Source organism: Arthrobacter sp. G.S.26, assembly GCF_050847375.1.
Lineage (GTDB): Bacteria > Actinomycetota > Actinomycetes > Actinomycetales > Micrococcaceae > Arthrobacter.
Genome location: NZ_CP193752.1, coordinates 1,389,933 through 1,410,666, shown reverse-complemented (window position 1 = coordinate 1,410,666; position 20,734 = coordinate 1,389,933). Strand labels below are relative to the sequence as shown.

Here is a 20,734-nt window from a genome sequence, read left to right as displayed (position 1 = left end):
CGGGCCAAGAGTGTGACTGGTTGTGACTTGCCCCGGCCCAAAGGCAGCCGGTCCGTTAGGGTCCGGTCAGGACCCTGCTGCCGCCTTGGCCGCCCGGAAACCTGCTTCCAGGTCGGCCAGGATGTCATCGATGTGTTCCAGTCCCACGGACAACCGGACCAGGCCCGGCGTGACCCCGGCAACGGCCTGCTGCTCAGGGGACAGCTGGCTGTGGGTGGTGGACGCGGGGTGGATCACCAGCGACCGGACATCGCCGATGTTGGCCACATGGGAGTGCAGTTCCAGCGCATCGACAAAACGCTGGCCGGCCGCGGCCCCGCCGGCGAGGTTGAAGGCCACAATCGCCCCGGTGCCCCGCGGCCCGTACTTTTGGCCGCGCTCAAACCAGGGGCTGGAGGGCAGGCCGGCGTAGGCAACGGATTCGACGTCGTCCCGCGCCTCGAGCCAACGGGCCACCTCAATGGCGTTGGAGACATGCCGCTCCACCCGCAGGCTCAGGGTTTCCAGGCCCTGGGCGATCAGGAACGCGTTGAACGGTGACACGGCGGAGCCCAGGTCGCGCAGCAGCTGCACGCGGGCCTTCAGGATGTAGGACAGGTTGGCACCCAGGGCGCCGTCGGCACCCAGGTCGCGGCCGTAGACCAGGCCGTTGTAGGTGGGGTCCGGGGTGTTGAAGCCGGGGAACTTCTCCGGTTCCCTGGTGAAGTCGAACTTGCCCGAGTCCACGATCACGCCGGCGATGGCTGCGCCGTGTCCGCCCAGGTACTTCGTGGCCGAGTGCAGGACGATGTCCGCGCCCCACTCCAGCGGCCGGATCAGGTACGGGGTGGACAGCGTGTTGTCCACAATCAGCGGCACTCCCGCCTGGTGCGCCACCCCGGAAATGCCCTCGATGTCCAGGACGTCCTGGCGCGGGTTGGATACCACCTCGCCGAAGAACAGCTTGGTGTTGGGCTGCACGGCGTCGCGCCACTGGTCCAGGTTGTCCGGGTCCGCCACAAACGTCACGGTGATGCCGAACTTCTTCAGGGTGTGGGCGAAGAGGTTGTAGGTCCCGCCGTAAAGGCTGGGGCTGGCCACGATGTGGTCGCCGGCCTCGGCGATGTTCAGGACCGCGAACGTCTCGGCGGCCTGCCCGGAGCTGAGCAGGAGGGCCGCGAGGCCGCCTTCCAGGCTGGCGATCCGCTGCTCCACGGCGTCCTGGGTGGGGTTGCCGATGCGGGTGTAGATGGGCGAGAGTTCGGCCAGGGCGAACCTGTTGGCCGCGCTTTCGGCGCTGGGGAACACAAACGAGGTGGTCTGGTAGATGGGCAGGGCCCGGGCGCCGGTGGCGCTGTCCGGTTCCTGGCCTGCATGGATCTGGCGGGTTTCAAACGACCATCCGTTGGACATCTTTGGCTCCACTTCACAGGGGCCCGGCATGCAGGAAGCAGCACGGGCCGCGCTTGCCATCCGGCCGGTGCCGGACAGCCAGGTCCTCACCCGGGGCACCCCACCGCGGGTGGAGGGTTGCCGGCCAGCGAGCCGGGGCTTGATGCTGGCACTCATGACCTGTGCCCAGTGTAGGAACTGTCCGGGAGCGTGGTACAGGATTGTGACGAACATGGTCCCACGGCCCCGTTGCCGGGCCACAACAGGAACTCCGCCCAGCGGAAAAAACATGTAAGGCAAACCTTAGCTGAGAGGCGGATCACAAAGTGCCAAGATGTTGGCATGCGCATGGATCACGTCTCTTACGCCTGTGAACAGGATGGCCTGGCGGCCACCACCGAACGAATCGCTTCCGCCCTGGGTGTGGAAGCCGTCAAGGGCGGGGTGCATCCCCGTTTTGGAACCCGGAACATGATCATTCCCCTCGCGGGCCACAAGTACCTTGAGGTGGTGGAGGTGCTGGCGCACCCCGCCTCGGACAAGGCGCCTTTCGGGCAGGCTGTCCGCGCCCGCTCCGAAGCCGGTGGCGGCTGGATGGGCTGGTGCGTCGAAGTGGACGACCTTGCCCCTTTCGAGGAGCGGCTGGGCCGGTCTTCCGTCAACGGCAACCGCAAGTTCCCTGACGGCCGCGAACTGGTCTGGAAGCAGATCGGCATCCTGGGCCTCATCGCGGATCCCCAGGTGCCCTACATGCTGAAGTGGGAGGGCGACCCCTCCCTGCACCCGTCCAACGCCTACGAAGGCAACGTTAAGATGAGCTGCCTGACCATCGCCGGTTCCGCCGAGCGGGTCACCGAATGGCTGGGCGAACCGGTGGAGAAGCCGCTCGAGGATGTTGCAGTGGATTGGGTTGCCCCGCACGGCACGCCCGGAATCCTCTCGGTCACCTTCGAAACCGCCAACGGCGCAGTCACCATCTGATCCTCCGCCGCACCGGATCCGGCCTGCGCCGGGTCCGGTGCTTCCGGGCGTCCGCGCCCACCCACCCTTCGACCGCCATCAGCAGCTGACAACGGCGTCACCTGCTGATGGCGGCCGAATCATTGAGCGGCAAAAGCATCAAGCGGACGACGGCGGCCGCCCGCCACCGCGGGCAGGCATGAGGCCCGGGACGGTCAGCCCAGCCCCACCGCCTTGCCAAACAGGCTGAAGCCGACAAACGCCACGATGTCGAGCAGCGCGTGCGCGATGACCAACGGCATCACGCGTTTGGTCCGGGTGTAGAGCCACGCGAAGACGGCGCCCATCACCACGTTCCCGATGAAGGGCCCGAAGCCCTGGTAAAGGTGGTAGCTGCCACGCAGCAGCGCACTGGCCGCGATGGACACCGGCAGGCTCCAGCCGAACTTGCCGAAGCGGTTCATCAGGTACCCCACCACAATGACCTCTTCCACAATGCCGTGCCGGACGGCGGAGAGGATCAGCACCGGAACGGTCCACCAGTAGGCATCCAGGGCGCTGGGGATGATGGCGGTGGTGATGCCCAACGCCCGCCCGGCGGCGTAGAGGCCCAGTGACGGGATGCCGATCAGGGCGGCCAGGCCGAGGCCCTGGAGCAGGTCGCGGCCGGGCCTGTCGAAGGTGAAGCCAAGCTGCCGGAAAGCGGAGCCCGTGTGGCGGGAGGCGTTGGCGCCGCCGATGACCGGCGGGTTGCCGGGTCCGGCAGGTGCCGCCTGGCGCTGGTCGGTCAGGAAGTAGATCACCAGGAGGACCGGCACCAGGGCAAAGGCGATGTCCAGCAGCTGGTAGGTCAGGTCGAAGTATTCCCGGGTACTTTGCGAGCGGTTCAGGGTGGAGGTGCCCTCCACCAGCGGCGCGCGGGACAGCTTGTCCAGCAGCTGCACCACGGAATAGACGGCGGATTGTCCCAGGGACAACCCCAGGACAATCCAGACTTCGAGCCGCAGCCTGCGGCGGGAGGGAACCAGCATGTACCCATTTTGCCTGCTGTTGCTGGATCCGGGCTGACCGCCCCGGCCGGCACTGGATCCCGGTGGTCCCCGTGGGCCGGCGGCCCTTTATCCGGGAGCGACGATCACTTCGGTGCCGTTGGCTTCAAACGCGGCCTTGTCCCGCGGCGAGATCCCGGCGTCCGTGATCAGGCGGGTGAAGTTGTAGCCGTCCATCGTGGCAAAGGCCCGCACGCCCACCTTCGACGAGTCGGCCAGGACATACGAAATCCGGGCCCGGCTGGCAAGCAGCGCGTTGACGGAGGCCTCCCCTTCGCCCGTGTTGGTGGGACCCACCTCCGGGTCGATGCCGTTGACGCCGATGAAGGCGATGTCCAGCACCACCTTCTGCATGATGATGTCCGTATACGGGCCCACCAGCTCATAGGAGCGCGGGTTGAGGATGCCCCCGGTCACCATGACCTTGATGTTGGGCCGCACGGCGAGCTGGCCGGCGATGTTGATGGCGTTCGTGACCACCGTCAGTGTGTGCTGGTTCGCGGGAGCATTGAGGTCTTCCCGCGTGGCCAGGATCTGCGCCAGGGCAGTGCTGGTGGTCCCGCCGCACAGGCCGATCACCGCACCGGGGCGGACCAGCGCAGATGCGGCCTGAGCGATCTGTTCCTTGGCCTGGCCGTGGTCGTCACGGTTGTACCGGCCGGGAAGGTCGTAGGCCAGGGCGCCGGTGGTGGCGCCGCCCCGCGTCCGGGTCAGCAGCCGGCGCTTCGCCAGGCTGTCCAGGTCGCGGCGGGCCGTGGCCGGGGAAACCGCAAGGGTGGTAACGATCTCGTCCACTTCCACCTGGCCGGTCCGGGCCAACAGGTCAAGGATGGCCGTCAGGCGGTCGGTACGGGTCATGCGGAAGGCCTCCAAAGTGCTTGAGCCATCGCACATGATGACGTTTTATGATCATAACAGACCCTAAACGATCATAAAACGTCAATTTCGCGGCAGTATTAGCGCTCGCGGCGTCCGGCCCGCCACACAGCGTACGTCAACGGCATCCCCGGTCGGTAGGCGAGGTGCGTGGCGGACGGCGCGTTGAGGACGTGCAGGTCCGCCCGGTGCCCCACGGCGAGGGATCCCACGGCGCGCTGGCCGTCGGCGTCGCTGCCGGTGTCCCGGTGCAGGGCGAGGGCCCCGCCGTAGGTGGCGGCGCGGACGGCTTCGTGGACGCTGAGGCCCATCTGCAGCACCGCCGTGGTGACGCAGAAGGCCATGGAGCTGGTGTAGGACGTGCCGGGGTTGGCGTTTGAGGCGAGCGCCACCTGGACGCCGGCGTCCAGGAGTCCGCGGGCGGGCGCCAGCGGCTGGCGGGTGGAGAGGTCGCAGGCGGGCAGGCAGGTGGCCACCGTTCCCCGCTGTCCCGTGCCGCTTCCAGGATCCCAGCCGGCCCAGGTTCCGGCCAGGGCCTCGATGTCGGCGCAGGCCAGGTAATTGACGTGGTCCACGCTGGCGGCGCCCATCTCGACGGCGAGCCGCACCCCGGGCCCCTCCCCCAGCTGGTTTCCGTGGACCCGCAGGCCCAGCCCGGCATCGCGGCACGCAAGCAGCACCCGGCGTGACTGCTCCGCCGTGAAGGCACCTTCCTCACAAAACACGTCCGCCCATTGCACATAGGGCAGGACGGCGGCCAGCATCGGCCCGCAGACCAGGTCCGTGTAGGCCTCCGGATCCTGGCCGGCCGGCACCAGGTGCGCGCCGAGGTAGGTCACCTGGTCCGCCACGGTGGAGGCGATCCGAGCGCTGCGGGCTTCGTGGTCGATGTCCAGCCCGTAGCCGGTCTTCGTCTCCAGGTAGGTGGTGCCCTGGGCGACGGCCTCGGCCACCCTGCCCATTGCCAGCCGCGTCAGGTCGTAGTCGCCGGTGGCCCGGGTGGCGGCCATGGTCACGGCGATGCCGCCGGCGGCATACGCTTCCCCCGCCATCCTGGCTTCGAACTCGGCTGTCCGGTCGCCGGCGAAAAGAAGATGGGTGTGGGAGTCCACCCAGCCGGGCAGCACGGCCCGGCCACCGGCGTCCACCGCCTGGTCCGCTGCAGGGGCGTGCGCGGCGGGGCCCAGCCAGGCGATCCGCTCCCCCTCGAGCACCAGGGCGGCGTCCTTGAGGACGCGGTGGTCCAGGTCCTGGGTCATCAGCTCGGCGATGTTGGTGATCAGGGTGCTCATGGAATCATTCTTCAGCGCCGCACGGACCAGCGGGTGGCTGCAAGCGCCCGTGCTGTCCGGGATTCCGGACCTGGGCGGCCGCCCAGGTGCGCCAGGATCTGCCCCGCGGCAAGTTCGGCCATGGCGGCAGATGTTTGGAACCCGTACCCGCCTTGCCCGGCGAGCCAGTAGAACCCGGCGGCCTCCGCGTCGAACCCGGCCACGGGGATGCCGTCGGCAGCCTCGGTCCGGAGCCCGGTCCACGCGCGGCGTACGCCGGTAATGCCCAGCGACGTCACCCGGTTGAGGAGGGCCACCAGGTTTTCCACATCGCCGGGGCGCGGTTGTGCGTCCTCGGGGCCGCTGGGCACTGTCTCGGACGGCGAAATCAGCACGTCGCCGCCGTCGGGCCGGAAATAGTACGAGTCATCCGCGGCGGCCACCATGGGGCTGCCGGCGGGCAGGGAACGGCCGACGGCGGCAATCGCTGCGGTGCGGCGGTAGGGCTGCAGGCCCAGCTTCTCCACGCCGCTGATGACGGCCAGCTCATCGGCCCAGGCGCCGGCCGCGTTGACCACCACAGTGGCTGCGAAGGCCTCCGTGCCGGCGCCGACCTGCCAGCCGGTTCCCAGGCGCTGGGCTGAGTGCACGCGTGCGCCGGTGATGATCTCCGCCCCCGCGGCCAAGGCTGCCTGCCGGTGGCCTGCCAGCAGCAGGGGCGCGTCGCAGCCGTAGGAGCCTGTATCCAGCCCGGCGGCTTCGAAGCTGCCGGGGACCAGGGCAGGACAAAGCTCCAGCGCCTGGTCCGGTGTCACCGGCACCATGTGTCCGCTTGCCCCGGCCGCAACCAGGGCTTCGGTGCCGACCAGCAGGAAACTGCGCGGCGTCAGGACCGGCACGGGCTGCCCGTCGTCCCGGGCGGCGATGAGTTCCAGGGTCCGCATAGTCAGTTCCTGCACCACCGGCGGGCCGTAACTGGGGATCAGCTGCCGGGCGGAGCGGGAGGACGTGTGGTACGCCAGCTCCTGCTCCGCCTCCACCAGCGCCACCGTGCAGTGATCCGCCAGCGCAGCCGCCAGGGAAAGCCCGGCGATGCCGCCGCCAACAATCAGGACATCGTAATGTGCTGCCATGGCACCATCCTTGCAGAGTTGGCGGCTACCGGCGGCGCCGGGCTTAGCCTGCTACTGCGGCACGGCTGGCGACGAACGCACCCACGCACGCTTCGACGTCGGCCGCTGAATGCGACGCCGAGAGCTGCACGCGGATCCTTGCGGCACCGCGTGGAACCACCGGGAAGCTGAAGGCCGTGACGAAAACTCCGTGGGCCAGCATCCGGTCCGCCACCTTCGCCGCGAGGACGGCGTCACCAAACATCACCGGCACAATCGCGTGCTCGCCGGGGAGGAGCTCGAAGCCCTCCTCCGTCATCCGGCGGCGGAACAGCTCCGCATTGGCGAACAATCTGGTCCGCAGGTCAGCGGAGGTTTCCACCAGGTCAAGTGCCTTGATGGTGGCGGCCACGATCGCCGGCGCCAGGGAGTTGGAGAACAGGTAGGGGCGGGCCTTCTGCCGGAGCATGGCCACCACTTCGGCGCGGCCCGAGACGTATCCGCCGGAGGCGCCACCCAGGGCCTTGCCGAATGTGCCCGTGTAGATGTCCACCCGGTCGGAGACGCCGGCATGCTCGGGCGTACCCGCGCCGGTGCCGCCCATAAAGCCCACGGCGTGCGAGTCGTCCACCATCACCAGGGCGTCGTAGCGCTCGGCCAGGTCGCAGATGGCAGCCAGCGGGGCGAGGTAGCCGTCCATGGAGAAGACGCCGTCCGTGACGATGATCCGGCGCCGTGCGTCGCCTGCCTCCTGCAGCCGGGCTTCGAGCTCGGCCATGTCCTGGTTGGCGTAGCGGTAACGGCGGGCTTTGCAGAGCCGGATGCCGTCGATGATCGAGGCGTGGTTGAGGGCATCGGAGATGATGGCGTCCTCGGGTCCGAACAGGGACTCGAACACACCGCCGTTGGCGTCGAAGCAGCTGGAGAACAGGATGGTGTCCTCGGTGCCCAGGAAGCGGGAGACCCTGGCTTCGAGTTCCAGGTGCAGGTCCTGGGTGCCACAGATGAAGCGGACGCTGGCCATGCCGAAACCGCGCTCGTCCATGGCGGTCTTGGCGGCCGTGATGATGTCCGGGTGGTCGGCCAGGCCCAGGTAGTTGTTGGCGCAGAAGTTAAGGACGGCGGCGCCCTGTTCCCCGATCCGGGCTGCAGTGATGTGGCTGGACTGCGGCGAGTTGATGCTGCGCTCGGTCTTGAACAGCCCGGCGGTGCGGAGGCTGTCCAGCTCGGTGGCCAGCTGGTCCTTGATGGCGGAGTACATGGGGTTTCCTTAGAGTTGGGTCCAGTCGAGGACAACTTTGCCACCGGAACCGCTGCGGGCCAGGTCAAAGCCTTTTTCCCAGTCCGTGGCGGGCAGGGTGTCCGTCACCACGGCGGAGATGCCGGCGTGGAGCACGGGGTTGGAGGAGAGCATGGCGCTCATGGCGTACCAGGTCTCGTACATTTCGCGGCCGTAGATGCCCTTGAGGGTGAGCATGTGCGTGACCACCTTGGCCCAGTCAATGGTGATGTCCTGGCTGGGCAGGCCCAGCATGGCGATCCGGCCACCGTGGTTCATGTTCTCGATCATCTCCGGCAGCGCCGTGGGATGGCCGGACATTTCCATGCCGATGTCGAAGCCCTCGCGCAGGCCGAGCGCACGTTGGGCGTCGCGGACCCGGGTGGTGGAGACGTCGATGGCCAGGTCCGCGCCGAGGGTGCGGGCCAGCTCCAGGCGGGGTCCGGACACGTCCGTGATGGCGATCTTGCGGGCCCCTGCGTGCCGGGCGACGGCGATGGCCATCAGGCCGATAGGCCCGGCGCCGGTGATCAGGACGTCCTCGCCCACCAGCGGGAAGCTCAGGGCGGTGTGCACGGCGTTGCCGAAGGGGTCGAAGATGGCGCCGAGCTCGGGGGTGATGGACGGATCGTGATGGACCCAGACGTTGGTTTCCGGGATCACCACGTATTCGGCAAAGGCGCCGTCGCGCTGCACGCCCACGCTGACGGTGTGGATGCACATCTGGCGGCGGCCCGCGCGGCAGTTGCGGCAGATGCCGCACACCACGTGGCCTTCGCCGGATACCCGGTCGCCCACTTTCACGTCGCGGACGTCCCCGCCCACAGCCACCACTTCGCCGTAGAACTCGTGGCCGGCGATCAGGGGTGCCTCGATGATGCCCTGCGCCCAGGCGTCCCAGGACTGGATGTGGAGGTCGGTGCCGCAGATACCGGTGGTCATCACACGGATTTTTACGTCGGCCGGACCGGCTTCCGGTTCGGGCCGGTCCACCAGCTCGAAACCGGCCTGGGGGCCTGACTTGTACAAAGCCTTCATCGGCTTCCTTCCTCTTTATCGCCACACCGCGGGCGGGTGCTTCCGTCCTTATTAGAACGGGGATAACGGCTTAGTACAACAGGGAATTTCTCAATCGACGATGTAGCTTTTGCTAATGCATAGACTGGGGGGATGGAGATCCATCAGCTTGAAATCCTGCGTGAGCTCGGCGCGCTGGGCAGCGTCAAGGCGGTGGCGGACACCCTGATGGTCACGCCGTCCGCCGTCTCGCAGCAACTGGCCATCCTGCAGCGGACGGTCGACGTGCCGCTGACGCGAAAGGAAGGCCGCAACCTGGTGCTGACGGAAGCAGGCCAGGTCCTGGCCGACGCCGGCGCCGCCGTGGTCAGTGCGCTGGCGGACGCGCGGGATGCGATCGGGATCTATCACGGGTCCGCAGCCGGCCGGGTGAGCCTGTGTGGCTTCCACAGCGCCGGCCAGGCAGTCTTTGCGCCGCTGGCCCGGATCCTGGACGGCCCGGAGAAACCACGGATCGAATTGTCCGACGAGGACGTGGCCCAGCAGGACTTCCCCGCGTTGACGGCCCGGTACGACCTGGTCCTGGCCCACCGGATGGACCACAGCCCCCGGTGGCCCACCGAACGTGTCACGGTGATCCCGCTGGCCCACGAACCGCTGGACGTGGCCCTCCCCGCCGGGCACCGGCTGGCCGGGCAGGACACCCTGAGCGTGCAGGACGTGGCGGCCGAGGCCTGGGTGACCAGCCACGCCGGCTACTCCCCCGCCGACGTGCTGTCCGCCGTCGCGGCCGTTTCCAGCAGGGAACTGAACATTGTGCACCGCATCAATGACTACTCCACCGTGGCCGCGCTGGTGGCGGCCGGCGGGGTGGTTGGCCTTCTGCCGCGGTACACCGCGGGGCCGGTGCTGAATCCGGACATTGTGCTCCGTCCCCTGTCCGGGATCAGCACGCGCCGCCGGATTGACCTGCTGGCCAGGCCGGAGAACCTCAAGCGCCGCTCGGTGCTGATGGTGTGCCAGGCACTGGAGGACATCATGGCGGGGCTGGTCAAAATCAGCTGAATCCGCCGCGCTCAGGCTTTGGGTCCGTGGCCTTGACCCTGCCCCTGACTCTGCCCAGCGCCCTTGCCGTGGCCTTGCCCGTGTCCTTTCCCGCGGCCCTGGCCCAGTCCCATTCCGGGCCCGTCGCCGGCGCCCTTGACAATCCTTTGGGCAGTGGCCGTGCCGCCATCCTTCACGCCGGCAACCAGCACGGCGTCCCCTGTGGCGAGGTCCGCACTGGTGCCGTCCGTGGGCTTGAGCCGTTTGCCGTCGTCGCCCGTTGCCGGTGAGCCGTCCGCGGCGGGGGCGGGAATCACTGTGGTCCGGGTGCCAGCGGTGACGGCGTAGGTCTGGCTGTAGCCGTCCTCGCTTTTCACCGTGATGGCCGTGGAGCTGACGGCGTCCACCGTGCCGCGCTGCGATAGGACCGTGCGGTAGGTGCCGTCGGCCTCCTTCACCACACTTTCACTGTGGAGGGGACGGGCGTGTGCGGCTTTGTCCTTCGCCGGATCCGTGTCCTTGCCCGAACCGGTATCCGGCGCGGCCGCACTGGGCGTGTCCGGGGTGGGCGTGGGCGTCCCGGTTGCCGACCAGGCGATGGCGGCTCCCGTGCCGGTCAGCGCCAGCGCAACGGCGCCGGCCAGGAAAGCCTTGCGAAGCCTCAACGGTTCCCGGACGGTCATGGCCATACCTCCCACAGAGCGGGCAGGGCGCTGTGCCCTGGATCTTCAGTGTAGGACCGGGACGCGGCCCTGAACACGGGTAGTTCGGTGCCTGTGGATGCGAGTAGTGCTTAACGCCCAACTGGGTCGCAGTTGTTGTCGTTTTGAGGGGTCAAAACGACAACTACTGCGACCCAGTTGGGTTGGAGCGGGCGGTGTCAGCCTTCGACGCCGAGCTTCGCCAGGATCAGCTCACGGACGCGGCCGGCGTCCGCCTGGCCACGGGTGGCCTTCATCACGCCGCCAACAATCGCGCCGATGGCCTGGACCTTGCCGCCGCGGATCTTCTCCGCGACGTCCGGCTGTGCCGCCAGGGCAGCGTCGATGGCTTCGAGGAGGGGGCCGTCGTCCGAGACCACTGCCAGGCCGCGGGCCTCGACGATTTCGGCCGGGGTGCCTTCGCCGGCCAGGACGCCGTCCAGGACAGCGGTGGCCATCTTGTTGTTGATCTTGCCGTCATCCACCATTTTCGCAAGCTCCACGATGGTGGCGGGTGCAACGCCCAGCTGGCCGGGGTCGACGTCGGCGTTTTTGGCGCGCCCAACGATTTCGCCCATCCACCATTTACGGGCCACCGAAGCGGAGGCGCCGGCGGCAATGGTTTCCTCGATCTCGTCCAGGACTCCGGCGTTGACCACGTCGCGGAATTCCAGTTCGGAGTAGCCCCAGTCGGCCTGCAGGCGCTTGCGGCGGGCGGCCGGCGGCTCGGGCAAGATGGCGCGGAGCTCCTCCACCCATTCACGGGACGCCACCACGGGCACCAGGTCCGGTTCCGGGAAGTAGCGGTAGTCGTCAGCGTCCGACTTGGGCCGGCCCGACGTGGTGGTACGGGTGTCCTCGTGCCAGTGCCGGGTTTCCTGGATGACCGGGTTGCCGTTGTCCAGGACGGCGGCGTGGCGCTGGATCTCGTAGCGGACGGCGTGTTCGACGGCGCGTAGCGAGTTCACGTTTTTGGTTTCGGACCGGATGCCGAACCGTTCCCGGCCGTGCGGGCGGAGCGAGACGTTGGCGTCGCAGCGGACGTTGCCGCGTTCCATCCGGGCATCGGAGACGCCGAGGTTCTTGACGATCTCGCGGACGGCGGCCACGTAGGCCTTGGCCAGTTCCGGCGCGCGGGAGCCGGCGCCTTCGATGGGCTTGGTGACGATTTCCACGAGCGGCACGCCTGAGCGGTTGTAGTCCACCAGGGAGAAGTCGGCGCCCTGGATGCGGCCGGCGGCGCCACCCATGTGGGTCAGCTTCCCGGCGTCCTCCTCCATGTGGGCGCGTTCAATCTCAACGCGGAACACCGTGCCGTCGGCGAGTTCGATGTCCAGGTAACCGTCGTACGCGATGGGGTCCTCGTACTGGGAGGTCTGGAAGTTCTTGGGTGTGTCCGGGTAGAAGTACTGCTTCCGGGCAAAGGTGCAGGACTCGGCGATGCTGCAGTTCAGCGCCAGGCCGATCTTGATGGAGGACTCGATGGCCGTCCGGTTGACCACGGGCAGCACGCCCGGCAGGCCGAGGTCCACCTCGTTCACGTTGGTGTTGGGCTCGTCGCCGAACACGTTGGGCGCGGAGGAGAACATCTTGGTTTTGGTGTTGAGTTCCACGTGGACCTCAAACCCCAGGACGGGGTCGTACTTCTCCATGGCCTCTTCGAAGCTCAGGGTTGCGTCGGTGCTCATTATTTCGCCTCCTGGGCTTCGAGTGCCGGTGCGCCGGCAAGGTCGGGGGCCTGGGCCAGCAGCGGGCCGCCCCACTTGGCCTCCAGCAGCGATTCCAGGACGGCGCCCACGCGGTAGAGCCGGGCGTCCTCGCGGGCCGGGGCCAGCAGCTGGATGCCGACGGGCAGTCCGTCCTCGTCAGCGAGGCCGCCCGGGAGGGAGAGCCCGGGGACGCCGGCCAGGTTGGCCGGGATGGTGGCGACGTCGTTGAGGTACATGGCCAGCGGATCGTCCAGCTTTTCGCCCAATTTGAACGCGGTGGTGGGCGCCGTGGGGGAAATCAGTACGTCCGCCTGTTCAAACGCGGCGTTGAAGTCGCGCTGGACCAGGGTGCGGACCTTCTGGGCCGAGCCGTAGTAGGCGTCGTAGTAGCCGGCGCTCAGGGCGTAGGTGCCCAGGATGATGCGGCGCTTGACCTCGTCGCCGAACCCGGCGGCGCGGGTGGCTGCCATGACCCGTTCAATGGTGAGCGGCGGGTCGGTGGGCAGGACGCGCAGGCCGAACCGGACGCCGTCGAACTTTGCCAGGTTGGAGGACGCCTCGGAGGGCATGATCAGGTAGTAGGCGCCCAGGGCGTACTGGAAGTTGGGGCAGGAGACCTCAACGATCGTGGCGCCGGCGTCCTTGAGCAGTTCCAGCGCCTCGTTGAACCGGTTTTCGACGCCGGCCTGGTAACCCTCGCCGTGCAGTTCCTTGATGATGCCGATCCGCAGGCCCTCGACGTTGCCGGTGCGTGCCGCGGCCACGAGGTCCGCCAGCGGCTCCGGCAGGGAGGTGGAGTCCTTGGGGTCGTGCCCGCCGATGACCTGGTGCAGCAGTGCCGAGTCCAGCACGGTGCGGGTGACGGGGCCGATCTGGTCCAGCGAGGAGGCCATGGCGATGGCGCCGTAGCGGGACACGCTGCCGTAGGTGGGCTTGACCCCCACGGTGCCGGTGACGGCGCCCGGCTGCCGGATGGAGCCGCCGGTGTCGGTTCCGAGGGCCAGGGGCGCCTCGAACGCGGCGACGGCGGCCGCGGAACCGCCGCCGGAGCCGCCCGGGATCCGGTCCAGGTCCCAGGGGTTGCGGGTGGGGCCGTAGGCGGAGTGCTCGGTGGAGGAACCCATGGCGAATTCGTCCAGGTTGGTTTTGCCCAGGATGGGCATCTTCGCGGCGCGCAGTCGGGCCACCACGGTGGCGTCGTACGGGCTGTGCCAGCCTTCGAGGATCTTCGAGCCGGCAGTGGTGGGCTGGCCCACCGTGACGATGAGGTCCTTGACGGCGATGGGGACGCCTGCGAGTTCATGCAGGGCGTCGGCTTCGGGGCCGCCGGCGGCGCGGATGGCGTCCACCTCTGCAGCGACGGCGAGCGCTTCCTCGGCGTTGACGTGCAGGAACGCGTTGATGCCGCGCTCACCGCCATCCACCTGGGCGATGCGGTCCAGGCAGGCCCGGGTGATCTCCACGGAGGTCACTTCACCGGCGGCCAGCTTGGCGGCCAGCTGCGCTGCGGACAGGCGGATCAGGGTGCCGGCGTCGGTTCCGGCGGGGTTCAGTTCGGTCATGGTTTATGCCTCATCCAGGATGGCCGGGACCTTGAAACGGTTATCGAGCGAATCCGGCGCGCCGGAGAGTGACTGTTCAGCGGTGAAGGTGTGCCCCACCACGTCGTCCCGGAAGACGTTGGTCAGCGGGATGGGGTGGGACGTTGCCGGGACGTCGGCCCCGGCGGCCTCACTGACGGACTTGACGGAATCAACGATGACGGCGAGCTCGCCGGCCATCCTGTCCAGCTCTTCGGCACTCATCTCGATGTGAGCGAGTCGCGCCAGATGCGCAACATCGTCACGGTTGATCGCAGCCATGGATCTCCCCTGCAGGTGTATGTGTTCATTCCGGGCGGGCCCCGGTCGCTTCGCAAACAAGTGCCACTTGTTTTTCCAACCAGTCCCGCTTGTTTTCCGGAACCAGTCTAGTGCGGAAACGCCAGTGCCCGTCTGACGACCCCCAGCGGGCGTCAGACGGGCACTTCGGTCCCGTAGGCCGGCCGAAGCCGGTCCACAGGCAGGTTTAGACTAACCGATTCCGACGGCCCCGGTCAGCACACCAATTCCCAGCATGACCAGGGAAACCACGGCGGTGCGCCACAGTACCTTTTTGTGGTGGTCGCCCAGGTCCACCTTGGCCAGGGAGACCAGCAGCAGGATAGCCGGAACCAGGGGGCTCTGCAGGTGGAACGGCTGGCCGGTGATGGAGGCCCGGGCCATGTCCGCGGCGGGGATGCCGTAGTGGCCGGCAGTTTCGGCGAGTACCGGCAGGACGCCGAAGTAGAAGGCGTCGTTGCTCATGAAGAACGTCATGGGGATGCTCAGGACACCGGTGATGACGGCCATGAACGGTCCCATGCTGGACGGGATGATCTGGACCAGCCACTCGGACATGGCTCCCACCATGCCGGTGCCGGTCAGGACCCCGGTGAGGACTGCTGCGGCCATGACCATGCTGACCACGGCAACAACTGACGGTGCGTGGGCCACCAGCTGGCGGCTCTGTTCCTTGACGTTGGGGAAGTTCACCAGCAGCGCGATGGCCGAACCGACCATAAAGACGTAGGGCAGCGGGACCAGGTCGGCCACCAGCATGGTCATCACGGCCACGGTCAGGACCAGGTTGAACCAGAACAGCTTGGGCCGCAGGGTGGCGCGGTTCGGGTCCAGTGCGGTGTCCGCCATGGCGGAGTCGAGGTCGTCCACCAGCGTTTCGGGGCGCTCCAGGACAGCGACGGAAGAGCCGCCGACGGCGGGGGCTGCTCCGCCGGGGTTGTTGCCCTTGCGTCCACGGCCGGTTCCCGACCCACCAGCGGGTGCGCCGCCGTCGGCCGTGTCAGCACCCGGGGTGGCCCAGATGCCCGGCTCGGTGGCGCGGAGCCGGTTGCGTTCCTGCAGGCCCAGGAGCCAGGCGAAGACCATAACAACCACCAGGCCACCGATCAGGGAGGGGACCATGGGGACAAAGACGTCGTTGACGTCGATGTTCAGCGCGGTGGCGGCGCGGGCCGTGGGACCGCCCCAGGGCACGATGTTCATGGTGCCGTTGGCCAGGCCGGCCACGCAGGTGAGGACCACGGGGCTCATCTTCAGGCGCAGGTAGACGGGCAGCATGGCTGCCGTGGTGAGGATGAAGGTGGTGGAGCCGTCACCGTCCAGCGACACGGCGGCCGCGAGGATGGCGGTGCCCAGGACCACTTTGGCGGGGTCGTTGCCCAGCTTGCGGAGGATGAATTTGACCAGCGGGTCAAACAGTCCCACGTCGATCATCAGCCCGAAGTAGATGATGGCAAACATCAGCAGGGCTGCGGTGGAGGTCATGGCTTTCATGGACTCCAGGACCATGTCGCCGATGCCAAGGCCGGCGCCTGCGAAAAGTCCAAAAACGGTGGGGACGATGATGAGCGCCAGTACTGGCGTCAACTTCTTCGTCATGATCAGCACCATGAATACCGCGATCATTGCGAATCCAAGTATTACCAGCACGGCCGGCTCCTTACATGTGTTCGGCGGCACAGCGGTGTGACGCGTGCTACAGACTGTAGGGTGGCGGCCGTCACGGCCGTGCCTTTGGCTCAATTGATTGGCATACTGCTTATTGGGAGCATTTTGCTCATTGTGCTCACACCGTCCGGTGGAGCCGGGAACTGCCATTAATCACTGCCCGTCGAGGAGGACCATGCCGCGCCCCGCGCCCCGCACGCCCCTGCGGTTCTCGACGCAGACGCTGTTGCTCCAGCTGGGGGTGGTGCTGCTGGTGGTGCTGCTGAGCACCGCGGTGCACGCCTGGCTGACCTATGACCGGGTGGGCAGCGACGCGGAGAACCAGGCCCTGACGCTGGCCCGGACCGTGGCCTCGGACCCGTCGGTCCGCGCGGACGTGCTGGCCATCAGTGGCCAGGCGGGCACCCCGCCGCCGGCGGAGCTTGCCGCCGGTCCCCTGCAGGCCGCCGCGGAGGCCGTGCGGACCCGCACCGGTGCGCTCTTTGTGGTGATCACCGACGAAACCGGTCTGCGGCTGGCGCATCCGGACCCGGACCGGCTGGGCGAGGGTGTCAGCACCGATCCGTCCGAGGCCCTGGCCGGCCAGGAAATCACCACCCGTAACACGGGGACGCTGGGCCCGTCGGCGGGTGCAAAGGTCCCGGTCTACGCGCCGGACAGCAACACCGTGGTGGGTGAGGTCAGCGTGGGCTACTCCATGGAAACCGTGGGCCAGAGCGTGGCGCGCGACATCGGCCCGGTGGCCCTGACGGCGGCAGGCGCCCTCGGCGCCGGCGTGCTGGGCTCCTTCCTGCTGCGCCGCCGGTTGCAGCGGCTCACACTCGGCCTGGAACCGGAGGAGATCAGCACCCTGGTGCACGACCAGGTGGCGGTCCTGCAGGGAGTGGACGACGGCGTCATCGGCGTTTCCGCGGACGGCAGGATCAGTGTTTTCAACGCCGCCTCGCAGCGGCTTTTGGGATTGCCGGACCTCACCGGCACCCGGTGGGCGGACGCGCCGGTCCCGGCGCAGCTGGCCGCCCTCACCCGGCCGGGATACGCCGGCCCGGAAGCCGTGGAGGTGGTGTCCGGCGGCCAGGTCCTGGTGGCCAGCGCCCGCAAGGCCCTGCACCGGCGGGAAGATTTGGGCTGGGTGCTGATGCTCCGGGACCGGACGGAACTCCAGCAGCTCACCCGGCAGCTGGACGCCGTGGGCACCCTGTCCGATGCGCTGCGGGCGCAGCGCCACGAGTTCGCAAACCAGCTGCACACCCTCGCCGGGTTTATGGGCATCGGCCAGCACCAGCAGGCCCGCGAGTACCTGGCCGGGCTGGCTGCCACCGGGCCGTTGCGGTTCCCGGTGGACCAGGCTGAGCTCCTGCAGGACCCGTACCTGCAGGCGTTTGTGGGTGCCAAGGGGGTTGAGGCCGATGAACGGGGGGTGTCCCTCCGGATCGGCCCCGAGACCCTGGTCCGCGGACAGGTCTCCGAAGCCCAGGATGTAACAACGGTCCTGGGCAACCTGATCGACAACGCGGTAAACGCTGCCGTGGCAGGCTCCGCCGAAGACCGGTGGGTGGAGGTGGAGGTCCTCGACGAACCCGGTGCCGGTGGCGGCACCCTCCATATCGTGGTGGCCGACTCCGGAAACGGGCTGGCCCCCGGGACCGGCCCGGAAGACGTGTTTGCGTCCGGTTTCACCACCGCGTCCGGGCCGGTCCGCGCGGGCGGCGGGCAGGGCTTCGGGCTGGCCCTGGCCCGGCAGCTGGCCCGGCGGCGCGGCGGCGACGTTACCCTGCTGGCCGCCGGGACCGACGGCGGACCCGGCGCCGTGTTTATGGCCACACTCCCCGGCACCACCGCGGCGCGCGCCGCAGCCCCTGGACGCGCCGCAACCCCTGGAAAGGACAACGATGCCTGACGATTTCCGTGTGCTGATCGTGGACGACGACTTCCATGTGGCGAAACTCCACGCCGCCTACGTGGACTCTGTGGCGGGGTTCCTGGCCCTGGCGCCGGTGGGGACAGCATCCCTGGCGCTGCAGTCCATCCACAGCCTGCGCCCTGACCTGGTGCTCCTGGACGTCTACCTTCCGGATGCCTCCGGGCTGGACCTGCTCCAGCAGCTCGATGTGGACACCGTGATCCTCAGCGCCGCCTCCGATGCGGCATCCGTCCGGTTGGCCCTGCGCCGCGGCGCCCTGGGGTACCTGCTCAAGCCCTTTACCGCTGATGCGCTGTCGCAGCAGCTGCGCTCCTATGCCCGGTTCCGGCGCCTCCTGGCCCAGCCCGGGGCCCTGGACCAGGACGGGGTGGAGCGCGCAAAACGTGCGCTGATCCCGGGGGATGTCACGCCGTCGGCCAAGCCCCGCTCCGCCACCGAAGCGGCGGTGCTGGAATCGCTGCTCCCCGGAGAGCAGTACTCGGCGGCCGAGGTGGCGGGCCGGGTGGGAGTCTCCAGGGCCACGGCGCAGCGGTACCTGTCCGCACTGGCCGACGACGGCGCCGTGGACATCCAGCTCCGCTACGGCACCACGGGCCGGCCGGAGCACCGCTACGGCCTGCCCGCCGCGCCCTGACCGGGTCAGCAAGGCCTGGTCAGGCAGCCGGGTCAGCTGGCGCTTTTCTGCGCAACCAGTTCGATTTCCACCAGCATCTGCGGGTCCAGGAACGGCAGCACGTGCACCAGGGCCAGGGTGGGGCGGATCTCGCCGAAGACCTCGCCATGGGCCCGGCCGGCTTCTTCCCATTTGCTGATGTCCGTCAGGTACAACTTGGACTGGACCACGTCGGCCAGCGCGAAGCCTGCGTCCGCCAGGACCGTTTCGAGCTTCTGCAGGATGAATGCGGTCTGGGTGTAGAAGTCGGTACCCACAATGCCGTTCTCGCCGCTGGCAGCGGTGGCTGAGATGTAGAGCGTGTTGTCCACCTGGACGGCGCGGGAGTAGCCGAGGGTCTGTTCCCAGACGGAGCCGGTGCCGAAGGTTTTGCGCATGGGTGGGCCTTTCATAGCTGGATGAGTTCGGCACCACTTTAGGGCGGCTACAGGTCCAGCCGGTAAACCAGCAGTTTTATGTCAGTTCCGGGAACCAGCCAGTCACGTTCGGGGACCCGCTGGAAGCCGGTTTTGCGGTACAGGCCGTGGGCGCTTTCCCAGGTCAGGCCGGTAGTGAGAGCCACGGCCTCGATGCCTGGCAGGGACCGGCCGTGCTCGATGATGGCGGCCACCATCGCTTTGCCGGCACCGCTGCGCTGGACGTCGGGGTCCACCACCAGCATCCGGAATTCGAGTTCGCCGGGCCGGGCGATGTCCGCGAACGGTTCCCCTGCCACCGCCAGGGTGACGGACCCGACGATCCGGCCCTGCCGTTCGGCCACCCAGATCACGGCGTTCGCCGCCCGGTGCGCCACTTCCTGGATACGCTGCATGTACGGGTGCGTGCTGTCATCGAAATAGCCGGCGGCCAGGTAGGAAGCGACGGTAATCCGGGCGATTTCGGAATAATCGGCGGGGACGGCGGGTCTGATCAGAATCTGCTGGTGCACCCATCAATGGTAGGGGTTAGTCCTGAAATCTGATTTCAGGAAGCTGAAGCCGGCGCAGACCTTTACCTGGACGGCCAGCTCCAGAGCGGCCCTTCCAGCGCGCCCCTCCCCCGGACCCGGGTTTCCCCGACGTCCTTCTCCAATTCGTGCTCCGTGACGTGCCCGCTTTCCCGCAACGCCGTGATGAGGGCAGTGGAGTGGGACACCACCAGCAGCTGCGACCGCTCAGCAGCCTGGCTGATGAGCCCGGCCAGGGCCGGCATCAGGTCACGGTGCAGGCTGGTTTCGGGTTCGTTCAGTACCATCAGTTCCGGCGGTTGCGGGGTGAGCAGCGCTGCGGTGAGCAGCAGGAACCGGAGGGTGCCGTCTGAAAGCTCCGGCGCCTTCAACGGCCGCAGCATCCCCTGCTGCCGCAGCTGGACACCGAACATCCCGTCGTTGATGCTGATCTCCAGCTTGCTGCCGGGGAAGGCCGCGTTGATCACTTTGTCCAGGAGGAAAGTGTCGCCGGTCTCCCGGATGGTCTGCAGCGCGGCCGGCAGGTCCGCGCCCGTGGGATCGAGGACCGGCGTCCGGGTACCCACCTGCACCTGCCGGGCGGGCGCAGCAGCGTCGGTCCGGAAGTGGTCGTAGAACCGCCAGGACCGGACCGTGTTGCGGACCTGCAGCACTTCCGGGGACCGCTCCGGGTCCGCGATCTCGGTCAGGACGCTCTGGTACGGCTGCAGGGTGATGTTTTCCGGTTGCCATTCCCCGGCGGTGCCCCGGACCCGGACGGCAGCGCCGCGGCGGTCCACCAGCCAGGACGCAGGCCGGGCCAGCGGGCCCGAGAACACCACCTCCCGTTTGATGTCCGGATCGTTGGCAAACAGGGACGCCTTGGGCTTCCGGCTCCGCTCATCCATCTCGCCGGCGACCGGGACAGGGATCCCCAAATCCACGAGGTAGCCGAAGTCGTCCCCCGAGAATCCCATTCTCAGGTTGATCGGGTTCCTGCGCAGGGTCCCCTGTACGGGCACCTCGCCGCGGCGCATGGCACCGCTGACGGTTTCCGGCCCCGCCCACAGCGTGGAGGCCAACCCGCCTTCACGCGCCAGCGACCCCACCACGTTGCCGCCGGCACCGCCTGCGCAGTCGGCGAGCAGCCGCAGCGCCCGGTACAGGGAGGACTTGCCGCTGCCGTTGGCGCCGGTGACCAGGTCCAGGCCGGTCAGGCCCAGGGACAGGTCCCGGATGGACCGGTAGTTGGCAATGGCGAGAGTCCGGATCATG

Annotated in this window: 19 protein-coding genes and 1 riboswitch; of the genes, 4 read left to right on the top strand and 15 right to left on the bottom strand. The window is 68.2% G+C overall.

Annotated features, from left to right (window positions below; translation table 11 throughout):
- Nucleotides 1-66: 66 nt before the first annotated feature.
- On the bottom strand, nt 67-1,392 hold the full coding sequence (locus ACRB8A_RS06380) for a bifunctional o-acetylhomoserine/o-acetylserine sulfhydrylase (protein WP_050685468.1): 1,326 nt from the start codon (nt 1,390-1,392) through the stop codon (nt 67-69).
- A gap of 44 nt (nt 1,393-1,436) precedes the next feature.
- Nucleotides 1,437-1,552: riboswitch (SAM riboswitch) on the bottom strand.
- Nucleotides 1,553-1,713: 161 nt separating this feature from the next.
- On the opposite strand from ACRB8A_RS06380, the gene ACRB8A_RS06375 reads away from it, so the two are divergent.
- Entirely contained in the window at nt 1,714-2,352 is a 639-nt protein-coding gene (locus ACRB8A_RS06375; protein ID WP_050685434.1) for a VOC family protein, read from the top strand.
- Between the two features lie 194 nt (nt 2,353-2,546).
- On the opposite strand, the gene ACRB8A_RS06370 is transcribed toward ACRB8A_RS06375, so the two are convergent.
- The 6 genes from ACRB8A_RS06370 to tdh all read right to left on the bottom strand — a co-directional run bounded on the left by ACRB8A_RS06370 (nt 2,547) and on the right by tdh (nt 8,956).
- A complete protein-coding gene (locus tag ACRB8A_RS06370) occupies nt 2,547-3,362 on the bottom strand; it encodes a CPBP family intramembrane glutamic endopeptidase (RefSeq protein ID WP_432245851.1) in 816 nt (271 codons plus the stop codon).
- Nucleotides 3,363-3,449: 87 nt separating this feature from the next.
- Nucleotides 3,450-4,238, bottom strand: a complete 789-nt coding sequence (locus ACRB8A_RS06365; protein ID WP_050685432.1) for a DeoR/GlpR family DNA-binding transcription regulator — start codon at nt 4,236-4,238, stop codon at nt 3,450-3,452.
- Between the two features lie 98 nt (nt 4,239-4,336).
- Nucleotides 4,337-5,548, bottom strand: a complete 1,212-nt coding sequence (locus ACRB8A_RS06360) for an amidohydrolase family protein (protein WP_050685431.1) — start codon at nt 5,546-5,548, stop codon at nt 4,337-4,339.
- Nucleotides 5,549-5,559: 11 nt separating this feature from the next.
- Nucleotides 5,560-6,660, bottom strand: a complete 1,101-nt coding sequence (locus ACRB8A_RS06355) for an NAD(P)/FAD-dependent oxidoreductase (protein ID WP_432245850.1) — start codon at nt 6,658-6,660, stop codon at nt 5,560-5,562.
- A gap of 43 nt (nt 6,661-6,703) precedes the next feature.
- Nucleotides 6,704-7,900, bottom strand: coding sequence for a glycine C-acetyltransferase (locus tag ACRB8A_RS06350; RefSeq protein ID WP_050685429.1), 1,197 nt, complete (start codon nt 7,898-7,900; stop codon nt 6,704-6,706).
- A 9-nt stretch (nt 7,901-7,909) separates the two neighbouring features.
- Nucleotides 7,910-8,956, bottom strand: a complete 1,047-nt coding sequence (tdh, locus tag ACRB8A_RS06345; RefSeq protein ID WP_056599021.1) for an L-threonine 3-dehydrogenase — start codon at nt 8,954-8,956, stop codon at nt 7,910-7,912.
- A 132-nt stretch (nt 8,957-9,088) separates the two neighbouring features.
- Here tdh and ACRB8A_RS06340 point away from each other — a divergent pair, with 132 nt between their 5' ends.
- On the top strand, nt 9,089-10,000 hold the full coding sequence (locus ACRB8A_RS06340) for a LysR family transcriptional regulator (protein ID WP_285240921.1): 912 nt from the start codon (nt 9,089-9,091) through the stop codon (nt 9,998-10,000).
- A gap of 11 nt (nt 10,001-10,011) precedes the next feature.
- Here the strand turns inward: ACRB8A_RS06340 and ACRB8A_RS06335 are convergent, their stop codons facing one another.
- From ACRB8A_RS06335 to ACRB8A_RS06315, 5 genes are all read right to left on the bottom strand, one after another.
- Nucleotides 10,012-10,662: a hypothetical protein gene (locus tag ACRB8A_RS06335; RefSeq protein WP_056599067.1), complete on the bottom strand. Its 651-nt coding sequence runs from the start codon at nt 10,660-10,662 to the stop codon at nt 10,012-10,014.
- 197 nt (nt 10,663-10,859) lie between these two features.
- Nucleotides 10,860-12,368: an Asp-tRNA(Asn)/Glu-tRNA(Gln) amidotransferase subunit GatB gene (gene gatB, locus ACRB8A_RS06330; RefSeq protein ID WP_432245849.1), complete on the bottom strand. Its 1,509-nt coding sequence runs from the start codon at nt 12,366-12,368 to the stop codon at nt 10,860-10,862.
- Complete coding sequence (gatA, locus tag ACRB8A_RS06325) at nt 12,368-13,951, bottom strand: Asp-tRNA(Asn)/Glu-tRNA(Gln) amidotransferase subunit GatA (RefSeq protein ID WP_050685425.1); 1,584 nt, start codon at nt 13,949-13,951, stop codon at nt 12,368-12,370. The genes gatB and gatA overlap by 1 nt, the downstream gene beginning before the upstream one ends.
- A 3-nt stretch (nt 13,952-13,954) precedes the next feature.
- Nucleotides 13,955-14,251: an Asp-tRNA(Asn)/Glu-tRNA(Gln) amidotransferase subunit GatC gene (gene gatC, locus ACRB8A_RS06320; protein ID WP_050685424.1), complete on the bottom strand. Its 297-nt coding sequence runs from the start codon at nt 14,249-14,251 to the stop codon at nt 13,955-13,957.
- Between the two features lie 210 nt (nt 14,252-14,461).
- Nucleotides 14,462-15,919: a CitMHS family transporter gene (locus ACRB8A_RS06315; RefSeq protein WP_050685423.1), complete on the bottom strand. Its 1,458-nt coding sequence runs from the start codon at nt 15,917-15,919 to the stop codon at nt 14,462-14,464.
- Between the two features lie 193 nt (nt 15,920-16,112).
- Between ACRB8A_RS06315 and ACRB8A_RS06310 the strand changes: the two genes are divergently transcribed.
- Complete coding sequence (locus ACRB8A_RS06310) at nt 16,113-17,837, top strand: ATP-binding protein (protein WP_432245848.1); 1,725 nt, start codon at nt 16,113-16,115, stop codon at nt 17,835-17,837.
- The gene (locus tag ACRB8A_RS06305; RefSeq protein ID WP_432245847.1) at nt 17,830-18,495 is read left to right on the top strand and encodes a response regulator; all 666 of its coding nucleotides are present in this window, start codon (nt 17,830-17,832) and stop codon (nt 18,493-18,495) included. Before ACRB8A_RS06310 ends, ACRB8A_RS06305 begins: the two co-directional genes overlap by 8 nt.
- Before the next feature lie 32 nt (nt 18,496-18,527).
- Here ACRB8A_RS06305 and ACRB8A_RS06300 read toward each other — a convergent pair whose 3' ends face one another.
- The 3 genes from ACRB8A_RS06300 to ACRB8A_RS06290 form a co-directional block, all read right to left on the bottom strand.
- On the bottom strand, nt 18,528-18,911 hold the full coding sequence (locus tag ACRB8A_RS06300; protein ID WP_056599033.1) for a RidA family protein: 384 nt from the start codon (nt 18,909-18,911) through the stop codon (nt 18,528-18,530).
- Nucleotides 18,912-18,958: 47 nt separating this feature from the next.
- Nucleotides 18,959-19,462, bottom strand: a complete 504-nt coding sequence (locus ACRB8A_RS06295) for a GNAT family N-acetyltransferase (protein ID WP_050685420.1) — start codon at nt 19,460-19,462, stop codon at nt 18,959-18,961.
- Between the two features lie 62 nt (nt 19,463-19,524).
- Entirely contained in the window at nt 19,525-20,733 is a 1,209-nt protein-coding gene (locus ACRB8A_RS06290) for an AAA family ATPase (RefSeq protein ID WP_050685419.1), read from the bottom strand.
- Nucleotide 20,734 lies beyond the last annotated feature (1 nt).

Bases quoted from the DNA above. Each gene is read 5' to 3' on its own strand.
- ACRB8A_RS06380 (WP_050685468.1), bottom strand. From the start codon at position 1,392: ATGTCCAACGGATGGTCGTTTGAAACCCGCCAGATCCATGCAGGCCAG.
- ACRB8A_RS06375 (WP_050685434.1), top strand. From the start codon at position 1,714: ATGCGCATGGATCACGTCTCTTACGCCTGTGAACAGGATGGCCTGGCG.
- ACRB8A_RS06370 (WP_432245851.1), bottom strand. From the start codon at position 3,362: ATGCTGGTTCCCTCCCGCCGCAGGCTGCGGCTCGAAGTCTGGATTGTC.
- ACRB8A_RS06365 (WP_050685432.1), bottom strand. From the start codon at position 4,238: ATGACCCGTACCGACCGCCTGACGGCCATCCTTGACCTGTTGGCCCGG.
- ACRB8A_RS06360 (WP_050685431.1), bottom strand. From the start codon at position 5,548: ATGAGCACCCTGATCACCAACATCGCCGAGCTGATGACCCAGGACCTG.
- ACRB8A_RS06355 (WP_432245850.1), bottom strand. From the start codon at position 6,660: ATGGCAGCACATTACGATGTCCTGATTGTTGGCGGCGGCATCGCCGGG.
- ACRB8A_RS06350 (WP_050685429.1), bottom strand. From the start codon at position 7,900: ATGTACTCCGCCATCAAGGACCAGCTGGCCACCGAGCTGGACAGCCTC.
- tdh (WP_056599021.1), bottom strand. From the start codon at position 8,956: ATGAAGGCTTTGTACAAGTCAGGCCCCCAGGCCGGTTTCGAGCTGGTG.
- ACRB8A_RS06340 (WP_285240921.1), top strand. From the start codon at position 9,089: ATGGAGATCCATCAGCTTGAAATCCTGCGTGAGCTCGGCGCGCTGGGC.
- ACRB8A_RS06335 (WP_056599067.1), bottom strand. From the start codon at position 10,662: ATGACCGTCCGGGAACCGTTGAGGCTTCGCAAGGCTTTCCTGGCCGGC.
- gatB (WP_432245849.1), bottom strand. From the start codon at position 12,368: ATGAGCACCGACGCAACCCTGAGCTTCGAAGAGGCCATGGAGAAGTAC.
- gatA (WP_050685425.1), bottom strand. From the start codon at position 13,951: ATGACCGAACTGAACCCCGCCGGAACCGACGCCGGCACCCTGATCCGC.
- gatC (WP_050685424.1), bottom strand. From the start codon at position 14,251: ATGGCTGCGATCAACCGTGACGATGTTGCGCATCTGGCGCGACTCGCT.
- ACRB8A_RS06310 (WP_432245848.1), top strand. From the start codon at position 16,113: ATGCCGCGCCCCGCGCCCCGCACGCCCCTGCGGTTCTCGACGCAGACG.
- ACRB8A_RS06305 (WP_432245847.1), top strand. From the start codon at position 17,830: ATGCCTGACGATTTCCGTGTGCTGATCGTGGACGACGACTTCCATGTG.
- ACRB8A_RS06300 (WP_056599033.1), bottom strand. From the start codon at position 18,911: ATGCGCAAAACCTTCGGCACCGGCTCCGTCTGGGAACAGACCCTCGGC.
- ACRB8A_RS06290 (WP_050685419.1), bottom strand. From the start codon at position 20,733: ATGATCCGGACTCTCGCCATTGCCAACTACCGGTCCATCCGGGACCTG.